The sequence below is a fragment of the Flavobacterium suaedae genome (assembly GCF_014642915.1).
Lineage (GTDB): Bacteria > Bacteroidota > Bacteroidia > Flavobacteriales > Flavobacteriaceae > Flavobacterium > Flavobacterium suaedae.
The window spans coordinates 49,742-72,984 of record NZ_BMJE01000001.1 but is presented as its reverse complement, the minus strand read 5'-3'; the positions used below and the strand labels follow the sequence as shown (position 1 = coordinate 72,984).

Annotated in this window: 16 protein-coding genes; 10 read left to right on the top strand and 6 right to left on the bottom strand. The window is 41.0% G+C overall.

The genetic code is table 11. From position 1 onward, the window contains the following. Positions 1-23 precede the first annotated feature (23 nt). The 3 genes from IEW45_RS00270 to IEW45_RS00260 all read right to left on the bottom strand — a co-directional run bounded on the left by IEW45_RS00270 (position 24) and on the right by IEW45_RS00260 (position 2,901). The gene (locus IEW45_RS00270; protein WP_188619218.1) at positions 24-341 is read right to left on the bottom strand and encodes a hypothetical protein; all 318 of its coding nucleotides are present in this window, start codon (positions 339-341) and stop codon (positions 24-26) included. Further along, a complete protein-coding gene (locus tag IEW45_RS00265) occupies positions 331-2,469 on the bottom strand; it encodes a hypothetical protein (protein ID WP_188619217.1) in 2,139 nt (712 codons plus the stop codon). The genes IEW45_RS00270 and IEW45_RS00265 overlap by 11 nt, the downstream gene beginning before the upstream one ends. 123 nt (positions 2,470-2,592) lie before the next feature. After that, positions 2,593-2,901: a hypothetical protein gene (locus IEW45_RS00260; RefSeq protein WP_188619216.1), complete on the bottom strand. Its 309-nt coding sequence runs from the start codon at positions 2,899-2,901 to the stop codon at positions 2,593-2,595. A gap of 646 nt (positions 2,902-3,547) precedes the next feature. Between IEW45_RS00260 and IEW45_RS00255 the strand changes: the two genes are divergently transcribed. The 3 genes from IEW45_RS00255 to IEW45_RS00245 are packed head-to-tail and all read left to right on the top strand — an operon-like array spanning position 3,548 to position 10,575. After that, positions 3,548-6,556, top strand: a complete 3,009-nt coding sequence (locus IEW45_RS00255) for a SusC/RagA family TonB-linked outer membrane protein (RefSeq protein ID WP_188619215.1) — start codon at positions 3,548-3,550, stop codon at positions 6,554-6,556. 18 nt (positions 6,557-6,574) lie between these two features. Continuing rightward, complete coding sequence (locus IEW45_RS00250) at positions 6,575-7,942, top strand: RagB/SusD family nutrient uptake outer membrane protein (RefSeq protein ID WP_188619214.1); 1,368 nt, start codon at positions 6,575-6,577, stop codon at positions 7,940-7,942. After that, a complete protein-coding gene (locus tag IEW45_RS00245; RefSeq protein WP_229665859.1) occupies positions 7,942-10,575 on the top strand; it encodes an alpha/beta hydrolase family protein in 2,634 nt (877 codons plus the stop codon). The genes IEW45_RS00250 and IEW45_RS00245 overlap by 1 nt, the downstream gene beginning before the upstream one ends. Positions 10,576-10,633: 58 nt before the next feature. On the opposite strand, the gene IEW45_RS00240 is transcribed toward IEW45_RS00245, so the two are convergent. From IEW45_RS00240 to IEW45_RS00230, 3 genes are all read right to left on the bottom strand, one after another. Next, positions 10,634-10,909, bottom strand: coding sequence for a DUF6520 family protein (locus IEW45_RS00240; protein ID WP_188619212.1), 276 nt, complete (start codon positions 10,907-10,909; stop codon positions 10,634-10,636). 55 nt (positions 10,910-10,964) lie between these two features. Beyond that, complete coding sequence (locus IEW45_RS00235) at positions 10,965-12,482, bottom strand: MauE/DoxX family redox-associated membrane protein (protein WP_188619211.1); 1,518 nt, start codon at positions 12,480-12,482, stop codon at positions 10,965-10,967. A 143-nt stretch (positions 12,483-12,625) separates the two neighbouring features. After that, the gene (locus IEW45_RS00230) at positions 12,626-12,913 is read right to left on the bottom strand and encodes a hypothetical protein (RefSeq protein WP_188619210.1); all 288 of its coding nucleotides are present in this window, start codon (positions 12,911-12,913) and stop codon (positions 12,626-12,628) included. 657 nt (positions 12,914-13,570) lie between these two features. Between IEW45_RS00230 and IEW45_RS00225 the strand changes: the two genes are divergently transcribed. The 7 genes from IEW45_RS00225 to IEW45_RS00195 all read left to right on the top strand — a co-directional run bounded on the left by IEW45_RS00225 (position 13,571) and on the right by IEW45_RS00195 (position 23,238). Further along, entirely contained in the window at positions 13,571-13,873 is a 303-nt protein-coding gene (locus tag IEW45_RS00225) for a helix-turn-helix transcriptional regulator (protein ID WP_188619209.1), read from the top strand. Beyond that, positions 13,866-15,701 (top strand): DNA methyltransferase, encoded by a 1,836-nt coding sequence (locus tag IEW45_RS00220; RefSeq protein ID WP_229665858.1) that lies wholly within the window; start codon positions 13,866-13,868, stop codon positions 15,699-15,701. The genes IEW45_RS00225 and IEW45_RS00220 overlap by 8 nt, the downstream gene beginning before the upstream one ends. An 11-nt stretch (positions 15,702-15,712) precedes the next feature. Continuing rightward, positions 15,713-17,752 (top strand): Eco57I restriction-modification methylase domain-containing protein, encoded by a 2,040-nt coding sequence (locus tag IEW45_RS00215; RefSeq protein ID WP_188619208.1) that lies wholly within the window; start codon positions 15,713-15,715, stop codon positions 17,750-17,752. Then, positions 17,749-21,003 (top strand): N-6 DNA methylase, encoded by a 3,255-nt coding sequence (locus tag IEW45_RS00210; RefSeq protein ID WP_188619207.1) that lies wholly within the window; start codon positions 17,749-17,751, stop codon positions 21,001-21,003. Before IEW45_RS00215 ends, IEW45_RS00210 begins: the two co-directional genes overlap by 4 nt. A gap of 59 nt (positions 21,004-21,062) precedes the next feature. Continuing rightward, positions 21,063-21,449 carry a hypothetical protein gene (locus tag IEW45_RS00205; RefSeq protein WP_188619206.1) on the top strand — a complete coding sequence of 129 codons (387 nt, stop codon included), beginning with the start codon at positions 21,063-21,065 and terminating at the stop codon, positions 21,447-21,449. A gap of 119 nt (positions 21,450-21,568) precedes the next feature. Then, entirely contained in the window at positions 21,569-21,904 is a 336-nt protein-coding gene (locus IEW45_RS00200; protein WP_188619205.1) for a plasmid mobilization protein, read from the top strand. A gap of 53 nt (positions 21,905-21,957) precedes the next feature. Next, a complete protein-coding gene (locus IEW45_RS00195) occupies positions 21,958-23,238 on the top strand; it encodes a relaxase/mobilization nuclease domain-containing protein (RefSeq protein ID WP_188619204.1) in 1,281 nt (426 codons plus the stop codon). Positions 23,239-23,243: the final 5 nt, after the last annotated feature.

Genomic DNA, 23,243 nt, shown 5'->3' with positions numbered 1-23,243 from the left:
TAACAGGTGTATGCTCTAAGTACTCAATTGCTATTATCCACTTCTTGAGTATTTTCTAATAAACTTAAATCTCTAAGTTCGTTATAAACGCTTTCCATTTCAGAATTTAACTGAATTAAATATTCAACACATATATGATGATATAAATCTTCCTTGTCGTCAACCAGTTCAAAAGTGAACTGTCCTAATTTCAAACCTTTAATTAGCTTATTAAAAACATCTTTAATATTATTAGGATTATTATCGGTTAATGCTATTCTCAAAGTCCCATCAGCTTGATGTAGTTCAAGGTATACAGTATCGTCCCCTTCTCTTAAAATTGTAGCTTTCTTAGTTTCCATATATTTTTCCTCTTTCTCCGAAGGCTTCTTTTCCGCCCTCAAGTGTTTTCATACTAATTTCTTTCCAGTCTAATTCCTTTCTACTTCCATAAATACATCTAAGTGTATTTGAAAACGGATTTCCTGTCATTGTATAATATTGATTTTGATCGTGTAACCTATAAATAGAGTTGTAAGGTAGTGTCCTTACTGCAATGTTGGCATCATGGGTAGCAATAATAACTTTTTTTCCTAATGCAGCTTTCTCCTTAAGTATAGGTACAATTACATCATTAATATAATCATTGCCTAAGCTTTTTTCAGGTTCATCAATCAAGTATATCTCTTTGTCATCTAATAACTCTTTGTGCAATAATATCATTGAAGATTCTCCGCTCGATGGGTGATACAAATTGTCGTTTAACGTAAAATGCCTGTAAAACAGCAAAAGATCCTCAATGCTGTTTATCGTTTCAATACCCTCAATCGAATTTAACTCAGTTATCTTCTCAAACAGGCTATTCTCATACAAATGATTAATTATTATCAGTAAATTTTTTGAAAAAGACTTTTGTGGTGTTTTATTTACATCTTTAACTGTCGTATATGCTCCATCAGTAAATGATCCATTTTGAACAATAAGGTTGGTTACGCAGTAAAGATTTCCTTTAACTCCTAAACTACCGGCCAATTCTTTCATCGGAGTAATCCGATGATTTATGTTAGAGATAATTTTTTTAACCTGAACCTCGAGTTTCATTCTATTACTTGCATATTCAGCAAATCCGGTCCTGCTTGGTTTTTGTGGAGTACCGGTCTTTTTAGCGATTTCATTTATAAATATATCTATTATGCTATTTAGCATTTTGACTGATTGTAAATTGACCAGGCTTTCTTCAGACTCGTCTTTTAAATCGCCCAAAATCCTTTCCAATACATCTTGTAATTCATTTAAAAGTTGCTCATTTATAAATTTGCTAAGATTTTGGTTCTCGTGAATATATGCGGTAAATTCACTGAATTTTTCCACAATATGTTTAATAACAAATAGCTGCCTGCCGGGCTGACCCTCGTCTTCTTTTGTAATGTTTTTTATCTTTAGTTTTTGAGAAATCCTGTTCGTTTCTGTATAAGAGAAATATTGCTTATACTTTGACAGGCTTGTCACATCATGGTCGGTTGCAGATTTCAGCGAATTAATTTCTTCTGTACAATTATTAAACCCTAAATCAGATGCTGTAACGTGAAAGTCATGTCCCTTGATATCAAATTCATCGCTGAGATGTATATCATTAGATTTATAAACTGAGGTGTTATGCCCTTTTTCGTTAAAATATTTTGACAGCGAATCAAGGATATCTGTTTTACCGGTCCCCTTGGAGCCAAATAATATATTAATATCATTATAAATATCTAGTTTCACCATATCTGCCACCGTGAACGGTACGATTTCGACAGATTCTTTAACTTTCTTGTTTAGCAGCGTATTAATCGTTACTTCATCCTTTTCAAGTAGAAGACAAAATTGCTCAAAACTTGAAACCGGCAACCTTAGCTCTGGTAAATCCAGTGATTGTTGCTGATAGAGGCTCCAGTCATGAACATCAGAGCCATATATTGAATTATGTCCGTGGCTTATGTAAATACCGGCTGAAATAGAATTCGTAGCTTCTTTAAGCACCCTTTTTGGATTGGCAACAAGACCTAATAATTTATTGATTTCCGCATCACCTAAATTAGGTTTCTTAGCAAGATAATGAGCGATATAAACACAATCCAGGTCATCAAATAGCTTCACCGTATCGTCCAAAGAGATTGTAAAGGTGTCAGCATTTACTCCTTCCAAAAGCGTATTCGTCCTATTGGCAAATTCGTCCACTACGGATGGATTTACAATAACCAGTATATGCGATCGCTTACCGTTTTCCAAGATATCCAGCTCAATCCCCGGCCATACTTCCGTATGTCCTGCGACAGACTCCCGTAGAGCTTTATATTGGGAAACATCAAAATGGTTATGATTCGTGATCGCAAGGATTTTTACATCTGTACTGCGTAAGATTTCCTGGAAATCTTCTACTTCAACGTGGCGTGTTGGAGCATCTCCTGATTTGATTTTTTTAGTATGTGTATGGATATCAATCTTCATCTTATATCGAGCTTAACGATGTAAGATAAAATTACAAAAGTTGTGTTAAAAATAAATAGGTAATAATACCTGTTTTAATCGACAGGTAATATTTCTAAAAAATGAAAGATGCTCTCACATCTTTCATTTTTTCCTTTGAGTAGGATGTATTCCTCTCACAAACTGAGTAATCTCTGAATCTAATATAGAATCGTAAACTTTCCCAAATTCGGTAACGGAATATCCCATTGCGTTAATAATTAGAAATAAGGTTACTCCTTTACATGCCGTATTGGCATTGAAAGCATCGGTAACGGTTGCTTTTCTTAAATCGGCTACTATAGCGATATCATTATAGCTACTAACTTCAACAGGTACTCCTTTTTTTCTGAGCAGCTGTCGTAAAGTAATTGCAATTCTTATTTTAATAATATTATCCGTATCTTCCTTCACAATTGCAATTAACAATTTCTAAATATTTTTATCGGTACGTTTTGACGTACCGATAAAAATTAATATATTTGACTCGATACTATGTATAATGTATCATATTTGTTAAATTTGCGATACTTCAATATTAATATTAGAAGCATTCGCTTTGAATCCCGCCATTGAAAACTGGTAATTTTTGCAACGGGAAGATAAGTGTAAATGCTCACGCCATAATGGCGTGGGCTCACTTATTGTTGCACGGTATACCAGTACCTCAATGGCAGTAAGTTGAGTTGAAACCCACGCCTCCTTTTTTGGGATGGTTTTCTATTGTATTTTATTCAGCTTACTTCTCAGCAATGTTTCCCCGGTGTCGCGCTAAGCAATACTACAGTATGGTTGCGTGTTTGAAAATTCATCGTTTTCCTTTTTTCGGTCCTTACTCTTTGGATCCCACCACTCATGCCGCAATATCTGTAGAAGGCTCCGGAACTATCGGAAAGAGAATAACTAGCCAGAATACTAACCTACAAACCATTTTTTTCCCATGAAAGACCAGTAAACAATCGGACCAAAACACAAATAAAAAGCCCTCTGCTGTTTCTTGGCCGAGCCAGCAGAAGGCGTGAGAAAACAAAACTTTCGTTTCATTTAACAATTCAAAATTATGAAAATAATTTCATTGAATAAGGGCTGCTTTGCCTTTATTTTAGGGCTGTTGCTCTGGTGCAGCCACATGCATGCCAATTATCTTCGTCACGATATAACTATTTCCTACTGGCAGTCAGCCGTCTCGGGAACAGTATCCGATGCTGCCAGATCATTGCCCGGTGTTACCGTTTTTGTAAAGGGGAAATCTATTTCAACCATCACGGACGAAAAGGGACAGTACAGCATTAATGCAGCCCTTGGAGATACACTGGTGTTTTCCTTTATCGGTTATAAAGAGGTGGAGTATGTCGTGGACTCTAGTACCCTTGATGTGCTGCTGGCAGAGGATGCAGCGCAGCTGCAGGAGGTGGTCATCAATGCCGGGTACTACTCGGTAAAGGAAAAAGAAAGTACGGGCAGTATTGCCCGTATCACCAATGAGGAGATACGCGACCAGCCGGTAGCCAACGTACTGGGCACCATGCAGGGGCGTATGGCCGGGGTGGATATTACACAGGATAACGGCATGCCCGGAGGAGGCTTCCAGATAAGGATCAGGGGCACAAACAGTCTCAGGGCTGACGGCAATGAGCCGCTGTACCTTATCGACGGAGTGCCTTTTTCGTCCGAAAGCATCGGTGCCCCCAATACATCCGGGGTATTCATTACTATGACAAATCCGCTCAACAGCATTAACCCGGCGGATATTGCAAGTATTGAGGTGCTTAAAGACGCGGATGCCACAGCTATTTACGGTTCACGCGGAGCCAATGGTGTGGTGCTTATCACCACCAAAAAGGGAAAAGCGGGTAAAACAACCTTCAGTACGGAAGCTTCGACGGCTTTCGCTAAAGTGGGCCGCTTTGCTGAACTGCTGAACACACGGGAATACATTGCCATGCGGGAGCAGGCAGTCGCCAGTGACGGACTGACAGAAATTCCCGAATGGGCGACGGATATCAACGGTATATGGGATCGGAACCGCTATACCGACTGGCAAAAGGAACTTATCGGCGGCACGGCAAGGATTACGGACCTTAGGGCATCGATGTCAGGCGGTTCTGCCGGTACGCAATTTCTTCTAAGCGGGAATTACAGGACGGAGACCACCGTAATGCCAGGTGATTTTCAATACGACAAAGGTGCTGTACATTTTACCGCAAACCACAGGTCACAGGATGAAAAGTTCACCATATCATTCTCGGGAAATTATGTTTTTCAGAAAAACAACCAGGCTGCCACTGACCTGAGCGGCGTGGCGCTTACCCTTGCCCCCAATGCCCCGGCACTGTATGATGACCAGGGTAACCTGAATTGGGAAAACGGCACCTTTGAAAATCCGCTTGCTGCCTTAAATTCAAATTTTTTGGCACGCACCAACAGCCTGACAGCGAATACTGTACTGTCCTATCAGCTGTTCAACGGTTTACAGTTAAAAAGCAGTTTCGGGTATAATGAGATCCTCAATGAGGAGCGGCGAACAACTCCGTCCACGGTATTCAACCCTGCATACGGCCTCGACAGCAGTGTCTCGGGTCTGAATATAAGCCAGACTGCGCTGCGCTCGTGGATTATTGAGCCGCAGGTAAACTACAACCTGAGGATTGGAAAAGGAACCCTGACGGCCCTGGTAGGGACATCCTTTCAAAGCCAGCGTACCAAACGACTTTTTGAAAGCGGGAACGGCTTTTCCAGCAACAGCCTCATTAATGACCTTGCATCGGCTGCCAGTATCTCCGTATTGCGAAGCGACGAAACCATCTACAAATACCAGGCGGCATTTGCAAGGTTAAATTACAATTTCGATTCGCGCTATATTGTAAACATTACCGGCAGAAGGGACGGATCCAGCCGTTTCGGGCCGGGCAGGCAGTTTGCCAACTTTGGTGCTGTCGGGGCAGCATGGCTGCTCTCCAACGAGAGCTGGCTGAAGGATAATACTATTCTGAGTTTTGGAAAATTACGGGGAAGCTACGGTATTACCGGAAACGACCAGATTGGTGACTATCAGTTCCTCGACACCTATACCTCCACCGGTGTGGCCTATCAGGGTACAAACGGGCTAGAGCCTTCAAGGCTGTACAATCCGGCATTTGGATGGGAAACAAACAGGAAACTTGAGCTGGGGCTGGAAACCGGTTTTTTTAAGGACCGTATTTTTATAACAGCCTCATTTTATACGAATCGCTCCTCAGACCAGCTCGTCGGGATACACCTTCCGGGGACAACAGGGTTTACTACCCTGAATGCCAATCTTGGCGCCACCGTGGAGAACCGCGGTGTTGAATTTACCCTGAGGACTGAAAATCTTAAATATGATGGCTTATCGTGGACCACTACTTTTAATATCTCGGCTAACCGCAATAAGCTGCTGTCCTTTCCGGGGCTGGTAGCATCTCCGTATGCCAATACCTATGTTATCGGTGAGTCGGTGAACATAAGGAAGCTATACCACTATACGGGTGTTGATCCCCAGAGCGGGATTTACACCTTCGAGGACGTGAACGGCGACGGGACACTGAGCTCACTGGGTGACAGGAGCAGGATCGTTGATTTTGCCCCGAAATATTTCGGAGGGCTCTTGAACCAGTTCACCTGGAAAAGGCTCCAGTTGGATGTCTTTCTGCAATTTGTAAAACAGGAACGTTTTGAGTTCAATGCAGGTGCGCGGGGTACCTGGGTAAACCAGCTCCGCGGCAACCAGACGGGATGGCAACAGCCTGGTGATGTGTCCTCACAACAGGTACTGACCCTTGGGTATAACGGTGCCGCCATGGAAGCCTATGATCGGTATACCTCCAGCGATGCCGCGGTAGTTGATGCCTCCTATTTAAAATTAAAGAATGTATCCCTTTCCTATGACCTGCCACTAAACGATGCGAAGCCCCTTAAGTGCCTGATTTTTGTTCAGGGCCAGAACCTCCTGACATTCACCAAGTATAAAGGAAGCGATCCGGAGTTCAAATTTGCCGGGCAGCTCCCTCCCCTACGGGTAATATCCTCAGGGGTTCGTCTAACTTTCTAAATTTAAAACCTGTTAATAATGAAAAATCAGATATACATTCTACTGTTTTTAATATGCTGTTATGGTTGTGAGGATTTTGTGGAAGTTGAACTTCCAGATTCACAACTGACAGGAACTACCGTATTTAATGACCCTAACACGGCAAATGCGGCACTCGCACACATCTATACCAGATTGCGCGACACAGGGTTCCTTACCGGGTCCAGCCTCGGAAGTACCACTGCCATGGGGCTCTATGCCGATGAGCTGAAGTATTTCGGGGGAGCAGGCACCTCTAACCTGGAACTCTACAACAATGCGCTGCTGCCCTCCAGTTCGGTTGCCTCGCAACTGTGGAATGAAAGCTACTATCTCATTTACTGCTCCAATGCCGTAATTGAAGGTGTTGAACAATCACAGGCTCTTGAAACCGATGACCGAAACCGCTTTAGCGGAGAAGCCCATTTCCTTCGAGCCCTTGTTCATTTCTACCTGCTCAACGCCTATGGGGATATCCCATATGTTACAACGACAAATTATGAGCAAAACCGTCTTGTCTCCCGTATGCCTGCTACAGAAGTTTATACACGGATTATAGCTGATCTGGATACTGCAATAGCTTTATTGCCAATTGAAGACCTTACAGGAGAGCGGGTAAGGCCGAACAGGGGTGCTGCCTATGCAATGATGGCAAGGGTTCTGCTGTATTTAGGGCAATGGTCTGAAGCAGCCGATGCAGCATCGGCTGTAATTAATGATTCCCAATATTTTTGGGAAACAGACCTTGACCTTGTATTCCTCAGGCAAAGCTCGTCTACGATTTGGCAGGCAAAGCCGCTGCAGGAAGGTGATAATACCTATGAGGCTCGTGCTTTTATTTTCCTGGAAGGTCCGCCACCCACCATGTCTTTAACTCAGGGACTCATCGATTCTTTTGAAGCGGGTGATCTGAGGAAATTGCATTGGGTTGGTTCCGTTACGGACGGGATCGATACATGGTACTATCCCTATAAATATAAACAGAATACAAATACGGGGACATCTGTAGAATACTCGGTGCTGCTGCGTCTGGCCGAACAATACCTTATCCGCGCAGAGGCCAGGGCAAGACAGGGGGAACTGATCGGGGCTGTTGCGGACCTCAATAAAGTCAGGGCACGCGCAGGATTGGGAGCTACCGAAGCAACAACAGCTGAAGATATCGTCTCAGCCGTCCTGGAAGAACGAAGGCATGAACTTTTTACCGAGTACGGGCACCGCTTTTTCGATCTGAAGCGCACTGGCGGGCTGGATGCTGCCTTATCGGAGGTAAAGCCCGGATGGGATACCCATGACAGGCTATGGCCGGTACCCGAAACCGAAATACTGGCAAACCCGAACCTGCTTCCGCAAAATATAGGTTACTGATGAACTGCCCTGTATCACCTTTAAAAGTTGTGTACAGCACTTTCGCTGTACTCATTTTTGGGTTAGTGTCCTGTCCCCTGTGGGGGCAGGCTCTTCCCAAAAAAAAGCTTACCGACGCAGATTACCATCTCTGGGGTACCTTACAGCCGGAGGCTGTTTCAGCCACCGGAAAATGGGCAAGCTATTATATGACCAATGACCGTGGAAATGATACCCTGTTTGTGAAAAGCACTTCCTCAGCTGCCAAATATGCCTTTCCGAATGCAACTCAGGGCTGTTTTAATGGAGATAGTCAGTTCTTGTTTACAGTAGTTGCCGGCGGTATGGAATTACTCGATACAAATACGGGAAAATCAACGATGATGCCAGATGCGGAATGCGGTTCCTTTACTTGTGACCAAAGGTATCTGGTCACTTATGAGAGGGTGGATAAAAAAGAGAGGGCACTCCTGATACGGACTGCCGGGGGAAGTGTACGCGATACAATCCACAATGTAAGCTCTTATGCGTGGAATACTGCTAAAGATGCTCTTGCATATGTTGTTAGAAATGCGAAAGAATCGCACATTTATGTCCTTCCGTTTACGGGAAGGAAGAAAAGTATAACTGTGATGGAGGCTGGAACCTATAATATCCATACACTGACCTGGAGCAGTGATGACCGCTATTTACTATTTTACGGGGATGCTGATACCTCGACAGCGCAGGAGAATATCCTATGCTGCTACCAATTGAAAAACGGACAGTTATTCCGGCTTACGCCTTCTCATGCAAAAGGTTTTCCAAAAGGCATGGCAATCGGTAAAGATCGGTCAAGAGCCCTGAAAATCTCTGATGATGGAAAGAAGGTGTTCTTTGGACTGAAGGGCCATAATGATACGCCTTGGGTTGAAGATGAATATGTGCAGCTATGGAACGGTAATGATAAAAGATTATATCCCGAGGCGAAAGCATACCGGTCGGATGAATTTTATGAACTTGCAGTATGGTGGCCCCTGTCAGGAAAAGTGAGGAAGATTACCGGTAAGGACGACTCGTTTGTAATGCTTGCGGGCAGTCAGAATTATGCCCTCACGGGAAGCAGCATAAACTACGATCCTCAGTATAAAGGCGTAAAGGACATGGATCTTTACCTTACCGAACTGTCTACCGGAAAAACAGAACTCCTGCTGCGAAAGCAGCCGACGGCTATATCACAGCTCAGGACATCACCCGATGGAAATTTCATTTACTACTACAGAGGGTCTGACTGGTGGTCGTATTCCGTATCCATGAAAAAACATTTCAATCTGACCTCAGGAATCGCTACCGTATTTGACACCGGCAGCATGGACCCTGCGAATCAACTGGAAGTCTATGGCTTGGGAGGATATACAAAAGACAGGGAACTGCTGGTATATGATTACTATGACATCTGGGCGCTGTCATCAGATGGCAAAGCTTTCAGGAGGCTTACAAAAGGAAGGGAGAATAATGTACAGTACAGGATAGTTCCCGAAAATCAATGGCAGGTTCCCTACAACTATTCAGGTGCCTCACTGGAAACCATAGACCCTGCAAAGCCAGTATGGCTGCGGACCTTCGATATAAACACGGGCGTTTGGGGTTACTCCGTACTTCATAAGACAACAACAGAAACGTTTACCGACGGTTTTTCAGCAAGTCGTTTGATTACCGCCGGGGATGACAGTTCATACATTTTTATCAATCAGAGGTTTGACTTACCGCCCCAACTGATCTATGGCGAAAGTACAGGCCGGCATGTGATGGTATATCAATCGAACCCGCATCATTTTCACTACAGCTGGGGAAAATCCGTACTTATCCAATATAAAACTCAGAATGAAAAAACATTAAATACAGCATTGTATTATCCTGCAGATTATGATGAGAAGAAAAAGTATCCCATGATTGTGTACATCTATGATATTGTATCCAGGGACATCAACTCTTATGTAAATCCCGCACTACGAAATAATTACGGATTTAATATTGCACACCTTACCGCCAATGGATACTTAGTGCTGAAACCGGATATAATGTATGCAAAAGGAAACACCGGCAAATCAGCAGTTGAATGCGTAGAAGCTGCAGTACGTGCGGCACGGTCCTGGGCTGACATAGATACGTCCGCGATTGGCCTCTTCGGGCATTCTTTTGGGGGTTATGAAACTAATTTCATTGTTTCCCATTCCGATATATTTGCAGCGGCAGTCAGCGGCTCGGCTGTTTCCGATGTTGTTAGTGCTTATTTTTCAGTTCATACGGACTCCAACACAGCGGATATGTGGCGATATGAAATCCAGCAATACAGGCTTGGCAGCATGCTCTACGATAACCCCGATATATATCTGGATAATTCTCCGATTTTATTTGCCGATAAGGTTAAGACTCCCTTACTTTTATTTGCGGGTAAAATGGATGGCAATGTCAGGCACGAGCAAAGTATAGAAATGTATTTGGCCCTGAGAAGGCTGAATAAAACAACGGCACTGCTCCTCTATCCTAAAGAGGGCCATGTTCTTTTCGATTCGGCTGCCCAGGAAGACCTTACGATAAGGGTTGGAGAGTGGTTTGATTACTTTTTAAAAAAGGAGTATTCCCACGACTGGATAACGAAAGGTGTAAAGTAAAAAATGATGCAGCTCTTCTAAAGAACTGCATCATTGCTTCCGTCACTTTCACGGTATACTATGGAATTACCTTCCACAGCAGCTCTGCACACTGATTGGTACCGGTCAGTCTGTAAACATTCTGTTCAGGCGTCAGTGCCTTGCAGATTTGACCATTGTTCATGGTCTGGCAGTTTACCGAAACCTCAAAACACGGATTAGAAGTCTGGTGGACATATCCGGTAATGTTCAGGGTACCTTCTTTACTGTCTTCAACAGCCTTTGTACCCACAGCACCTGCACTTGCCAGCATAAACGCCGCTACAGGTAAAATCAATTTTGCAATTGCTTTCATAATATAAGAAATTAAATTAAAGATTTGATCTACTCTTTTTTACAGGTTTTCGATCTTACTTCCTGATATTATTAAATGTTGTATTTATTTTGTAACGTTGCAGCTCATGCCCCACAAGCACAAATAAATTGGAATTGAAGGGCATCATATCCCTAAGTTTGGCCTCCTGTCCGTTATAGATATAAAAACTAAAAAGGTATTCCCCCTCGGCAAAATCGTAGACATCTATAATGCTCGCAATTTCCCACATCCGATCGGCTTCAAACCTTCCCCTGGCAGTTGAATTGACAAGTAGCAAATTGTCATAGGTAGCTGCAATTTTATTGATTACATGTCCGGGTGATGAGAGCTGTCGCTTACCTGAAATACGGTCATATGAAGTCTTTATACCGGCAATCCTGTTAGTATCGATCGTATTCCAACGATGGGATAATCGCAGCTTATGATTGGTGACCGTAAACTGGTTCCGATAGTAATACAGGTATATAAAACTTTCGGAGCTTTTATTATAGAGCATAGTGCCATCAACATCAAACAAACCATCAATCTGTTTCTGCAGGATGTCATCTCTGTAGCGAACCGCATTCCTCTCATTAAGATCTATGCTTCCAATTACAGTCCTTTGATTGCCAGATTGATACTGTTTGAAAATGATTTCATTTTCACTTGTTGCTAAAGCGTTAGTGAAATAAATATCGTTGGGCTGCATTACGATTTTAGCCTTCCAGTCCGATATACTTCCCTTAAAAATAACAGGTACCGTTCCATCGTACACGTAAAAGTTTTTTCCTTTAACCTGCACCTGTATGCGGGTAAATGGCAACTTGTCATTCTCAAGCTGAATAACATGGTGCTTCCTGCTCTTGAGCATGGTGTCAACCTCGAATATGTACAGTGGCGCACGGCTGTCGCCAAGGTACAGCTTAGTATTATCAGTTCCGGCGAAGTAGAGGGAAGCAGTATGCAGTTTCATCTCACCTGACCGCTCTGCATATCCTGTAACATACTTTCGTATGAATGGATTATCTTGGTGCATCCTGCGCTCTGAACTTCCATACATGACTGTAAGTGCTGCTATACTCAATACAGAGATGCTTAACATGACGACTAGTTTTTTGCCTGGATTGGATAATTTCGCTACCGAATCCGACCGGGATCCGGGATAAAATAGTATCGCCAGCAGAGCCAGGAGGACAAAACAACAATTAAATATGAAATGTTCCTTCCATCCCATTTTTTCAAGGATTCCACCACAGGAACAGGGAATGTCCGAACTGTAATTTAGAATGATAAAAATGTATACAGTAAATAATATCATTAATGTAAATGCCCCATAGAGGCCTCCCAGCCTGAACCGTTGAAAACATAAAAGGACGGCAAGGATAATTTCAAACAGTAAAACCCCGTAGGAGATAATTCCCGCATAGATACTCAAGAGTGGTGACTGACCAATCTGAGCCTGAAAATTTTGAAAATCAATGATCTTGCTTACTGCCGCGTAAACAAACAGAATGACATAAAGGTAACAGACTATTTCTATGAAGGCAGACCGAATGGAACATTGGATTTTCATTTGCTGTAATAATTTAGCTTTGTATACTGGCTAAATTACTTTCATAGAATAAAAAAGAGATTGCTCAAAGCGTTCCGGAAATTTTAAAAAGCAGGCTTGTTTAAAATAAAAAGGGCTACCCTAATGAGGCAGCCCTGATAGGTTTACTTGGTACCGGCAAGGCTCTTCAGTTTTTCGCTGAGTTCCGTCAGTCCGGCCTTCTCCAGAAAGTCATGGGAAATGTCCCTGAGTTCCTGGCGGGACTCTTCCGGTGCGGAAGCAAACAGGCCGCCCTTGCCCTCCCCTTTTTCGGTAAGCCCCTGTTCGATCACGTGGGTCAGTAGTAATACATTTTTTCTTGAAATGCGCATGTCGATTCGTACCGCATCATTCATCCCGGGGCTGCTTAAGATGGTATCAAATACCTGCCCCACTTCATTTGTTGTCAGCATACGTTCTGGTTTTAATTAGACATCTAAAAAACAAATTTAGGAAAGGGGCTTTGAATTATCATAGTCAAAATTTCCCCATTATTGGATACCTTCTCCCTTGCCTATACTTTTGTTTTGTCCTATCCCGCCAACCGTATTGAGACGTATAGGTTTAGGTTCCGTATCAAATGGTTTACAGCGGGTGCACAACCCTTCGGACCGGTCCTCAGTACAGTGCCCCTTAAGGGAGTAACGGGCGAAAAAAAATCCATTGCGCACACTCCATGGATTCACTTTCGCAAACAGGTTTTGAGGTGACAGGGACAGCGGACAATTCTTTTTCCCACAGTTCCTGTTTTTCTGATATGCTGTCCTGACTATAATGGAAACCGTTTTTAAAAGATGGACATTTCTAAGGGAGATTGCCGTCTCTGGTGCAATCGGCAAGATGAACGGTTGTATCACACAACCGGGGTCTTGCCGCCCTGGCCTCGGAACTCGGGGCGGTGAGCGTATAAGCAAAATGCCCCAAAATTATAAGCTGATATTTTTTGGGCATGTCTGTAATTTATATAAGAAAAAATCTTAATCCACATTGTAATATATTGATTTTTTACGGATTCTAACTCAAAAAAAAGACGTATAATTGCCAAAATATGACAAGTCAAATATAGAAAATTGAAAAATCAATTTGGCAATAAAATCAAGTATCTACGAGAGTCTAACAACTTGTTACAAAGGCAGGTTGCTGTATTATTGGAGATAGACACCCCTATGCTCAGTAAGATCGAGAGAGGGGAAAGAAGAGCAAAAAAAGAGCAGGTTTTGATTTTGGCCCAACTCTATAATGAAGAGAAAGAAATTTTACTTACATTATGGCTGGCAGATCAGGTCTATGATTTGGTTAAGGATGAAGAAATTGCATCCTATGCGCTCAAGGTAACAGAAGACAATTTAAGCACAAACAAACGTAATGAGTGACAATAAGTTACAGAGTATTATTTCGGATTTAATGAAACTTTATAAAACACCGTTAGCTTCTAACAGGAGCGGTGCTTTGTATAATGCTTTCTCCTATCCAACAAAAATATCGCCTGAAGCTATTGGGATTTTTATTGCATGCCATACAAAGGTAGGTAACACAGTTTTAGATCCTTTTAGCGGAAGCGGAACTACCGGTTTAGGAGCAAAGTTATGCGACAGGCCGACCCCCTACATGATCAAAGCTGCTAAGGAATTAGGGTTACAGCCTGTTTGGGGAAATAGAAATGCAATATTGTATGAATTAAGCACATTAGGATCATTCATATCGACGGTAATGTGTAATCCTCCAAATCCTACGCAATTTGAAAAATATGCTAACGATTTATTAAGCACTGTCGAGGACGAATTGAAAAATATATACTCGATAATTGATAATGAGGGAAATGAAGGAAATATAAGGTATACAATTTGGTCAGAAGTTCTAATTTGCCCAAATTGTAACAACGAAAGCACTTTTTGGGATGGGGCTGTCTCACATGACCCTCTTCAAATTTCATCTTCATTTAGGTGCCCAAAATGCGATTATAGTAACGAAGCCTCTCAGATTAGTCGTGCGACTCAAACCAGTCTCGACCATATTACTGGAAAAGAACATATTTCTAAAAAGAGAATTCCTGTAAAAATATATGGACGAACAGGTAAGCGAACATGGAGCCGCCTTGCTAATTCAGTTGACATAGAAGACTACTATAATAAAACTGCTAAAATCCAAATGGACAGTTTTCCCGATTATAAGATTAATTGGGGAGTCTTATACAGGAAAGGCTATCACTATGGCATTTCACATTTGCACCACCTATATACTTCCAGGAATGCTGTCGTGTTTTCAAGATTATGGAACAAAGTTGCTGAATATCCGGATGATTACCAAAGTGCACTTAAATTACTGCTGCTTAGCTATAACTCAACACATTCAACACTAATGACCAGGGTTGTCGTGAAGAAAAATATAAGTGATTTTGTAATAACAGGTTCTCAATCCGGCGTATTATATATCAGTAATCTCCCTGTGGAAAAAAATATATTTGAAGGTGTTAAACGTAAAATAATGACATTCAAACAAGCATTTGAATTGGTCAAAGACAGTACAAGTAATGTTACTGTATATAATACAAGCAGCACATCTTTAGAAATTCCGGATAAGTCCGTCGATTATGTTTTTACCGATCCACCCTTTGGAGATTACATACCATATTCCGAAATTAATCAGGTAAACGAAGCATGGCTAGGAAGTATTACCGACAACGAATCTGAGGCAATCGTAAATACAGCACAAAATAAAGGTATTGACGACTACAAAACTTTGATGGCAGGTGTCTTTTCTGAAGTTAGCAGAACCTTGACACCAGAGGGTTCGATAAGTTTAGTATTCCATTCCGCTAAAGCGCAAATTTGGGAAGCTTTGATAGAATCATATAAGCAAGCAGGATTACATGTTTTGGCATCAAGTGTATTGGATAAGATACAAAGTAGTTTTAAACAGATAAATTCTGAAATTAAGGTCCAAGGAGATCCTTTGCTATTATTAAAAAAAGTCAACGATGATTTTAAGACAAAAAGAATAAAGTACAACCCAGATTTGATAGGAAATATACTCGAAAATGCGTTTGTACATTCAGACAATTTGGATGAGCAGAAACCGGAAAGGCTATATTCAAGATATATTAACGAATGTATTTTACAAGGTGAGACCGTTGAATTAGATGCGGGGCAATTTTATGAAATAATTAAAGAAAAATTACACATTTACCAAATTTCTCAATAACACTAACTGACTTGGAATTAGCAATAGATGACATATCTCGAAAAAAAGAATTAGGCCAGTTTTTTTCTGGAAGCCTCATCGCTAGGTTACTAATAACTCTTTCAACTTCTGAGGGAGTAAAAAATATAATTGATCCAATGTGCGGTATTGGAGATATGCTTACAAGCTTTGATTTAACCAACGGTGAATTAGCCATAAGCGGAATTGAAATAGATCCTGTTATTTTTTCACAATTGAAAGACCGAATAATCGTATCAGATTCCGCTACTTTAATACAGGGAAATGCTTTTGATATTGATGTAATAAGTAAGCTTCTTCCAGGAGGTTACGATTTGGTAATAACAAACCCGCCATATGTACGTCACCAAACAGTCAATAAATTTAAGAATAGCTTTTCTCCTGCCCTTGATATGAAGGAGATCCGGACAAATCTGCTTGCATCACTGTCCCATTTTGAGACGATAGGCGAAGCGGAAAAACAAATAGTGACAAATACTATTTTAGGCATGTCTGGCCTATCAGATCTAGCTGTTCCATCATGGATATTATGTACATTATTGGTAAAAACAGGAGGAAGAATAGCCATAGTAGTACCGGAAACTTGGCTAAATAGGGATTATGCCCAAATCGTTAAACATTTGTTGCTAAGATGGTTCAGGATTGAATATATTATCGAAGACGCTAACGCGGCATGGTTTCAGGACGCACAAGTAAAAACAATACTGCTTATAGCTAAAAGAATAGAACAGAAAGATAGTTTTATTTCCTGGGGCAGGGAAAACTTCATCTATACTCAACTTTATGTAACTGCTCGAAATAATAATAGCTTGGTAGGCAATGCATTTCCAGACAGCTCATCCCCTGAAAAGGACTTTATGAGCGCTATTGCTAAGGGTAAATCGCACAAAAGTTACTTTGTTACGAATGAGATATCGATACAGGAATTTGCATTTGAATTACAGTCCATAATTGAAGAAAAAAAATGGTATAAATCATTATTTTCTGCTGCTATTCTCGATACGGCATACAGTATTAGAATTTTGAAGCCTTCATCTATGCTATCCGATTGGAGTGAAAATAAAACAACTACTTTTGTACGTCTCAAAGATTTAGGGGTAAGCGTTGGACAGGGCCTCAGAACGGGAGCGAATACATTCTTTTATATCGATTATGAGAATCTTGACAAAAAAAGATTAAAAATATATCCTGGTAAGAATTTTAATATTTCGCCTTTCGAGATCGAAAACAAATATTTCAAACTTGTCATAAGAAATCAAACGGAGTTGCCAAACCAATTTTCAACGAATAGCCTACCGAAAAGTGGTCGGGTGTTATCTCTCCAGGGGTTCGCTTTACCTGAGGATATTGAATGTGCAGTAAGCTATAACGAGAAATTTCAAGGAGTATATCAGCCGATTCCAGAGCCATTAGCAAATTATATACGCCGCGCATCAACATTAAAAAATGGAAAAAAAAAGGATGATATCTTGCTACCAAACCTTTCTGCAGTAAAGACCAATATCAGGCCATGGAATGAAAGAAAGCCTTATTTACAACCTAAGTTTTGGTACATGCTACCTGAATTTTCAAAACGGCATTCCCCAGATCTATTTTTACCAAGGATAAATGGAGGAACAACCAAAACGTTTCTTAATACAAACAGTATTTATATTGTTGATGCTAATTTTTCTTCTATTTGGTTAAAAGAAGAATCAAATTATAACCCGTATGCATTATTAGCATTATTAAATAGTACCTGGGCAACAACTGCAATGGAAGAATATGGTACTGTAATGGGCGGAGGAGCTTTAAAGCTTGAAGCTTCGCAATTGAATCAACTCCTTTTTCCTGAGTTAGATTCCTTTTCAATTAAAGCGCTTACCAATCTAGGAATGAAGTTGTCAAAATCATCCATATATGACCTACATATAATTCAGGAAATTGACAAAGTTATTATTTCCGGCTTTGGTTTCATATCCAATCCTGGCGATAAGCTAAATGAACTTTTGGAAATCAAAGCTAAACTCCTAAAAAAACGAAAAGTCAAATGAATGAACTTCTTGTAAACATCGAAGCAGCACAACGTATTCTGATTGACAACATCATTTTAATTGAACAGGGAAAAAATGAGCAAATAATTCGGGATAGTTTTACATCTCACTTGCGTCAGGTATTTCCAGAAGTTCCAAATTGGGTTGTAAGGCATATACAAGGAAGTGAAGCTGCCGTTAAGATTGTAAAAGAATCAAAAGGAAGAACGGGTTTCGTCGACAATCTTGTTGATTTAACCGCTATTGAATATGAGAGTAATTTAAAAGTATCGTCAAAATATAATACAGGATTAAATCAGGTAAAAGATTATGTCTCAAGCCTGGTAAACCAAGGCCATGATCCTGCCTTGATAATTGGCATTCTATCCGATACTATTCGATGGTACGCCTTTCAGATAGATGTTGAAAAACTTACAGAGGAAACTTGCTCAAGAGATAATATAATCCTTACTCAAATTGAATTCCTTGATTGCAGTACTGCATCAGAAAAAGATGCAAGTGATTTGGCCCGATTTCTCCAAAAATACCTTGGCCGGATTGGAGCAAGACCAGTTTCGGCAAGCTCTATAGCTAATGATTTAGGATTTAAAAGTAAGTTTTGTGAACCTCATCTGATTTCCCTTCTCGGGATTGTTAACGAAGCATTTTCGGTCAACCAAAAATATGCTTCGCTTATCACTGAGCTATGGTGCAATTTTGTAAGTTACTTACGTGAAGATGGAAAAGCTGATGACTTTGACTTAAAAACCTATGTTGATGAATACTACATTCTCACGCTTGGTAAATTGATATGTGCAAATTATTTGGAACAAAGAGCACTCAGCTCCGATGACAATGAAATAGCCTCAATTATAAATGGTAAGTTCTTTGAGAATAAAGGGCTACTTAATTTTGTGGAATATGATTATTTTGGTTGGTTGAATTCAACTGAACATGTCAATGCTATTCTGCCTATAGCTAAAGCTATTCAGCAGGATTTGGTGGCTTATAACTTCAACCCAATCCCCAGTGAAGATCTGTTTGGCGAACTTATGGCTCAACTTGCCAATAGATCTCAAAGATTATTATTAGGGCAAGAGTGGACACCAGGATGGTTATCTCATAAATTAGTAGCACAAGTCATTGAAAGTATAAGCCCTGATCAGCCTTTACGGTTAATTGATATGTGCTGTGGTTCCGGTTCTATGATTGTCGAAGCCATAGAGATTGCCAAGGAACGAATTAGTCGGAATAATCCGGATATTTCAATTGAACAACGGATACATCTTCTAACAGAATCGATCACAGGTTTCGATATTGATCCTTTAGCTGTTATGCTATCAAAGATAAACTGGGTTTTAAAAGCAAAAGATTGGATACAACCTCTTGGAACGCATCAAATATCAATTCCCATTTACCATGCAGATTCATTATTTGCAATTACACCTATTTCAAATAATGCTGAAGAAAATGAAAACGGATATTATTCCCTCAAAATAGCAGAATATTCAATCAATTTACCATCATTCCTTGTCACTCCTGAATATCATTTTTATTTTGACACTTTAATTGATACTGGTTATCGTCTTATCGTTTCCAACAAGCAGCAAAGTGCTCTGACGATTGATCCGGATACGCTGCAAAAGCATATTGAGTCAATTCAGGAATCTTCAACTGTGAAACTAAAAGACGTTGAATTAGATCAGGTTCTAACTTTCTTCTTAGAGTTTATAACCACAGTTGATGAACTCAATAGAGATGGGCGTAACGGGATTTGGGCATACATTTTAAGAAATAGTTTTCGTCCAGGATTAGTCGCAGGACAATTCAATGGTTTAGTTTCTAATCCGCCTTGGCTGGCCCTGAGTAAGGTCGCAAACAATCCATATCAGGTTATTCTTAAAAAAATGGCCGAAGATTTTGGTATTAAACCTTTTGGCTCTTCACACCTTCATATAGAATTAGCAACTATTTTCCTTCTTTATGCAGTGAATCAATATCTGCTGCCAAATGCTCAAATTGGCTGTATCGTTCCTGAGACTATACTAAACGGACATCATCACAATAGGTTCCGAACTGCCGAGTTTAGAACATCCTCGAAAGCAGTGCAATTTTCAGTTGAAGAAATATGGAAAATACAAGAACAAGTATTCAAGAATAATGCTGCAGTTCTGTTTGGCAGGAAAGCTATTGCTGAGGTAAGCCATGAAACTATTCCTGGTAAGGCTATTCGGGAAAATTATCCTCCTACAGACATTCTATTCTATAAAAATAAACAAGGGAATAGAACCGCTTGGAGCGAACAGAATATGACTGGTGCTAATAATGGCTTCTTCAACCCCGCGAACTTTAGGCAAGGTGCTGATATTATGCCAAGGAATTTGTTTTTTTACGAAGTGGGTGAATCTTCAAATCCACAACTTTTTCACATGCAATCAATAGATCCAACTACCAGTCCCATTGGATTCACGGTTAAAGATGCAAAAAAATTTAGCGATTTTCATTTAACAGGGAGAATGCTTCCTAAAAAATTATTTTTTGATGTTATTACTTCCAATTTATTAACACCGTTCAACGTTGCTGAATTTCAAAAAGCATTTTTGCCTTTGAAGAAAAGCGACAGCAATACTTGGCAAGGAATTTCAGATGCAGAAGTGGCATTATTTGGTGCGGTTACCCAGAGTTCATTTGAGAGTATTTCTCAAACAATTGATCCCAAAAGTGTATCAGTTAATACTATCTACAATTTAATCAATACTTTGGGTAAATTGCGTCAGCAATTGATTACGCCTTCTGGATACATAGTTATGACTGGTGCTGGCGGAGGGAAAGTATGTTCGGCCTATTTAGATGTCAATAATGTCGATATTACAAAATTAATAATCGATCAGACAATATATTGGGCACAAGTTGCTTCAGAAGACGAAGCGATATATTTAACAGGGTTATTAAATAGTGACGCAATAAATATAATCATTGAAGATTTTCAACCAAAAGGTGCATTCGGAAAACGTCATGTGCATAAACTGCCTTTTGGGGTCACTCCCCCATATGATGAAAGTAGTTCCGCGCATCTTGAAGTGGTGACCAGAACTAAAGCATTGATCTCAGAATATAATGAATTAAAAGGTGAGCATCCATCAATGCTGAACGCTCTTAATCCTAATAATGGCTCACTAAACAAGCGTAGACGAATCCTCATAGGTTTTGTGACTGGTTTAAGTTCTTATGAAGCTTATGAGGAAGCATGTAGATCAGTTTATGGCCTGTAATCTATATTTAATGATAATTTCAGTACGACTATGAGTAGAATAATAATATAATGGCAATTATGACTGATCCTAACAACCAAGCCAATGCAGGGGATATCCTCCATGGAAAAAATAATCGTAATGTTCGCGGCATACCTGCTCATTTTATGATATATCTCTCACCGGACCCTCAATCAAAAATGCAATTTTTGGGCGCAATGTTAACAAGCTCAGCCAAATTTGGAAATATTGCATTGGAGGAAAGCCATTTTGAAAAATTTAATAATGATGGATTTGAATGGCAGGTACAATTTAAAGCAAGCTTCATCTCTGCATATCTATATCATAAAAAGAATGATTGGCAACCCTTCACTAAAGTCGGCCAACTGTCAAAGGAAGGGCTAAAATTTATAGAAGATCAGATAGGCTATAAAGAAGCTGTTTTTTTTCCTTTCAATAAAGATTAAAACCCAAATCTATTTAAATTCAAACTGATAAATGTCAGGTATTCTTGCTAGGTAAATTTTACGCTTGATTGCTTTCAAATTAATTACTTTTTAATTTCGATTTGATTACAGTCAAGATTATGAAGAGGACCATACACAAAAAAGATAGCAACAACCGCGTAAAATGGATACATATTAGATTATCTCCTGATGAGTATAATATAATTGTGAAAAGGAAGATGAACTCAACCTGCCGCAATCTCAGCATATATATACGTTCGATAATTTTTGACCATCCAATAGTGGCAACCTTTCGTAATATTTCTCAGGATGAAATAGTAGAACAGATCGTTGTTTTAAACCGTGAACTTAACAGCATTGGTAACAATCTTAACCAGACGGTAAAACGGCTGCATACCCTGCGGGAAGGTGAAGTGGTGGGCTGGACGGCACGATACGCTTCCGAATCGCAATAGCTACTGTCTAAGATTGCCGAGGTAAAGGCGCTGCTCAATACCATGGCCGAACGATGGTTGCGGTGATTAAGGTCAGCAGTTCCATTAACCGTATCCTGAACTATAATGAGAATAAGGTAGAGCGGCAAAAGGCGGTCTGTCTTGGCGGCAACAACTTTCCAGGGGAAGCGGCTGATTTATCCTTTACCGCGCGGTTGAATTATTTTACAAGGCGCATGGAACTCAACACCAATACCAAACGGAACAGCCTGCACATCTCCCTGAATTTTGATACCTCGGAAAAGGGATTGAGCGATAAAAAGATGGCACAAATTGCACATGCCTATATGAAGGAACTGGGCTTTGGGGAGCAGCCCTACCTGATGTACCGCCACCACGATGCGGGGCATCCGCACCTGCACCTGGTCACCACAAACATCCGGGCAGATGGCAGCAGGATAGACCTGCATCATTTGGGAATTCGGAAGTCCGAACCGGCACGCAAAAAACTGGAAGAGCATTTTGGGCTGGTTCGCGCAGAGGACCGTAAAAACAAAAAAACGCTCCCTGAGAAAATACTCCGCCCTGTTAGTTATGGCAAAACGGAAACACGCGCAGCCATCCAGAACGTACTGGAGGCGGTACTGGACCGCTACAAATATACCAGCCTGCACGAGTTGAATGCCGTACTGGGCATCTATAACGTGCGGGCGGAGCGTGGCAGTGAGGGCTCGCGAATGGAGCAGCACAAAGGGCTTCAGTACCGCATCCTGGACGATACGGGCCAACCCGTCGGGGTACCCGTTAAGGCAAGCCTGTTTTATAGTAGGCCTACACTGCAGCGACTGGAAGGCAAATTTGCCCGGAACAAGATAACGGGCAAAGGACAGACACTCCACATTAAGAACGTCATTGACCGCTTGGAGGCCACAAAAAAAGGTGCCGGTCTCGCGGATGTGGAGCAGGCATTGGCCCGAGAGGGCATTACTCTTGTCACTAGACGGAACAGTGAGGGTTTTATCTACGGGCTAACCTATGTGGAACATAAGACGGGTACGGTCTGCAATGGCAGCAGCCTGGGAAAACCCTACAGTGCCAAGGGTATGCAGGAACGTTTTCCATTAAGTGGTACTTCGGATGAAACCGGGCTCTCGTCGACGGGATTAAAGGACCAAAGGTTGAATAAAATTGCAGACGATCTCTCCCTCCGTGACCCGGACGGTTCTGCCTCAGGGATTATCCGTGAGATTTCCGGGCTTTTGGACAAGCTGGTGGATGTGGAACGTGCACCGGAATACGTGTCGAAACATTATACCCGAAAAAGGAAAAAACGAAAAAGGCGCGGGCCTTTATAGTAAAA